The following is a 3,152-nucleotide window of genomic DNA, read 5'->3' on the forward strand; positions in this document are numbered from 1 at the left end:
CCATCAGCCCGACCTCGATGCTCCGTGCATGGCGCTCTACACCTCGGGCACGACAGGGCATCCCAAAGGCGTGCTGCTTAGTCAGGCCAACCTCGCGCACTTCACAGCGTGGTACGCCGACTACGTGCAGCTCACCGAACAGAGTCGAGTGTTGCAGTTTTCGTCATTGAGTTTTGACTCGTCGCTGATCGACATTTTCCCGACCCTGCTTCAGGGCGCCGAGCTGATCGTACCCAGTGAAGATCAACGTCGCGATCCCTTGCAACTGGTCGATCTGATCCGCCAGCACCAACTGAGCCACGCGTTTTTGCCACCGGCACTGTTGAGCATACTGCCGCTGGAGCAGTTGCAGGGTCTGGATCACGTGATGACCGGCGGCGACGTTTGCGAGCCCTACGTGATCGAGCAACTGACTCGCCAAGGCAAGCTTTACAACCTGTACGGCCCGACCGAAGCCACGGTGTTGATTACCGCGCGACAGTTGCGTCCCGGCGACAGCAATCGAACCCTCGGCGCACCGATTGCCAACAGCCAGGTGCTGATTCTCGATGAAGACTTTCAACCGGTGGCCGAACAGTCCGTCGGTGAGTTGTACATCGTCGGACCAGGGGTGTGCCTGGGGTATTTGAACAATCAACAGCAGACCGCCGAGCGCTATCTGAACCTGAGTTTTCCAAGCGGCCAAAGCCTGCGCGCCTACCGGACCGGCGACATGGCGAAGTGGACCCGCGACGGCGTCGAGCTGTGTGGGCGGCGGGATAATCAGGTAAAGATTCGCGGCTTTCGGGTTGAACCGGAGGAGATTGAACGCTGCCTGCGTGACAGCCAGTTGTATCGCCAGATAGCGGTGGTCATCGACAGTCAGCGGCGCATCCTGGCCTTCCTCGCGCAGCCTCAGGAAGACCGGCCCGGAACCGCTCGCGAAGCCTTGAAGGCTCACGCGCTGCAGTTTTTACCGGACTACATGCAGCCGGTTGTCTGGACCGAACTGCAAAGCATGCCCTTTGCCAGCAATGGCAAAGTCGACCGCAATGCACTGCTTGCAATGCCCGTCAGCGTCCTGGAAAACACTACTCGGCGTTTACCTTCCAGTGCCGATGAGGCACTGCTGCTAGAGATTTGGGCGGAGTTACTGGAGCTGCCGGCCAGCGACATTTCTACCGACGAAAGCTTCTTCAATCTGGGCGGTCACTCGATCCTGTTGTCGCGCATGTTGCTGCGATTGCGGGAGGAGTTTGGTCGCAGTATCTCGATCAACCGCTTCATCGAGTTACCGACGATTGCCAAGTTGGCGACCTTGGTGCGCGGCTCCGGCACCGAAGAAGTGTTGAGTGAAAAGGCCTTGGCCGATGCCTTTCGTGAGCTGGACATTCAGCCGTTGCCCATCAGCCAAATGGGTGATGTGCACAAGGTGATCGTGACCGGTGCCAACAGTTTTGTCGGCGTGCACATCGTCGAGGCGCTGCTGGGTTGGGGGGCCACTGAAGTTGCATGCCTGGTGCGCGATGGTGGTGGTGGGCAATCGGCGGCTGAGCGCTTTGCTCATGCACTGCGCGAGAACCGTCTGGAGCATCTCGACCTGAGCCGGGTGCGGGTTTATGCAGCAGACATCACCCGTTCGTCTCTGGGACTTTCCGATGAAGTTTATGAGCGCCTCGATCGAGAGTTCGGCGCACTGGTGCACAACGCTGCCAACGTCAATCACGTACTCGATTATGAGTCACTGGCGCGGGATAACGTCGAACCGCTTTTCGAATGCCTGAGGTTGTGTGAGGGGCGCAGCAAGAAGGTCTTCAACTTCGTCTCAACGCTCTCGGCGTCCAGCACGATGACCGCCGATGGCCGGGTGCTGGAATTGCCCGCCGCCCAGACACCGCCGATCTACATCAAGAACGGCTACAACCTCTCCAAGTGGGTCGGCGAACGCATTCTTGAGCGAGCTCGCGAGCTTGGGGTGCGGGTCAATCTTTATCGCCCCGGCAACATCAGTTTCAACAGCCTCACGGGTGTTTGTCAGCCCCACAAAAACCGTTTGATGCTGATGCTCAAAGGCTCGATCCAGCTCGGCCAGGTGCCGKAGTTCGCGCTGAATTTCGACCTGATGCCGGTGGACTTTCTCGCCCGGTTCATCGCCTTCCATGCCAGCCGCTATCAGCCTGAAAAAGCGGTGTTCAACCTGCACAACCCCAAGCCTCTGAGCTGGGATGACTATGTGGCGTCCTTTCGCGAGGCAGGGCGGGAATTCTCCATGGTCAGCGTTGCTGAATGGCAACAGCAACTGGACCGCGTTGACAGTAACAACGCGCTGTTCGGTGTACTCGGTTTTTACCTCAACGGCTTCGAGGAAGACATCGGCGATATCTCGATGATCGGCCACGACAACGCCCTGGCCGGCGTGCGACAGATGGGCACGCACTACCCGGAAAAAACCCCGGCGCTGCTGCGTCGTGGCTGCAACTACCTGAAAGAAATCAACTTCAWCTGATTCAACCCAAACGGAGCAAAACCATGAGCACTCTGCAACCCGATACCCTGATCAAAAACCCTCAAGGCTGCCACGTGGTGTCGTCTGTGGAAGTACCGGCCAAGGCGGCGGAAGTCTGGGCAATCGTCGGYAACTTCGCCGGCTTCGATCAATTCATTCCAGCGCTGTCGCACATCGAAATGACGGGCGAAGGTGTGTCGTCCTTGCGCAAAAAATTCTTCAAGGACGGCAACCTGGTGGTCGAGCAACTCAACTCGCGGGATGACAATGCGTTGAACATGACTTGGACCACGATCTACAACACGTTGGGCGTGGCCAATTTGTGGGCGGCGATGAGCGTTGAGCCGCGGGGGGCGGGAAGGTCCTATGCAACCTGGACCATCATCGCCGAACCGGCACAGGGTGGTGCTGAGGCCCTGCTAGGGTTCAAGGAGTTTGTGCAGGGGTTTGCCGATGATGCGATGAACAATGTGTTGAAGCTGTTTGCGTAGCCTAAAACGACAAAACCCCTGTCTGCGTTAGCAGACAGGGGTTTCGGAATTTAATCTTGACGATGACCTACTCTCACATGGGGAAACCCCACACTACCATCGGCGATGCATCGTTTCACTGCTGAGTTCGGGATGGGATCAGGTGGTTCCAATGCTCTATGGTCGTCAAGAAATTC

2 protein-coding genes and 1 rRNA gene are annotated in these 3,152 nt (G+C 57.8%); 2 read left to right on the forward strand and 1 reads right to left on the reverse strand.

What is annotated here, in order from left to right:
- Both AC1DSG_RS29605 and AC1DSG_RS29610 read left to right on the forward strand, forming a co-directional pair.
- A partial coding sequence (locus AC1DSG_RS29605) for a thioester reductase domain-containing protein (RefSeq protein WP_477794042.1) occupies positions 1-2,485 on the forward strand: 2,485 nt, incomplete at its 5' end.
- Between the two features lie 23 nt (positions 2,486-2,508).
- On the forward strand, positions 2,509-2,976 hold the full coding sequence (locus tag AC1DSG_RS29610) for an SRPBCC family protein (protein ID WP_477794043.1): 468 nt from the start codon (positions 2,509-2,511) through the stop codon (positions 2,974-2,976).
- Positions 2,977-3,030: 54 nt separating this feature from the next.
- On the opposite strand, the gene rrf is transcribed toward AC1DSG_RS29610, so the two are convergent.
- Positions 3,031-3,146 (reverse strand): 5S ribosomal RNA (gene rrf / locus AC1DSG_RS29615).
- Between the last annotated feature and the right edge of the window lie 6 nt (positions 3,147-3,152).

Source organism: Pseudomonas sp. P5_A12 (assembly GCF_056400685.1).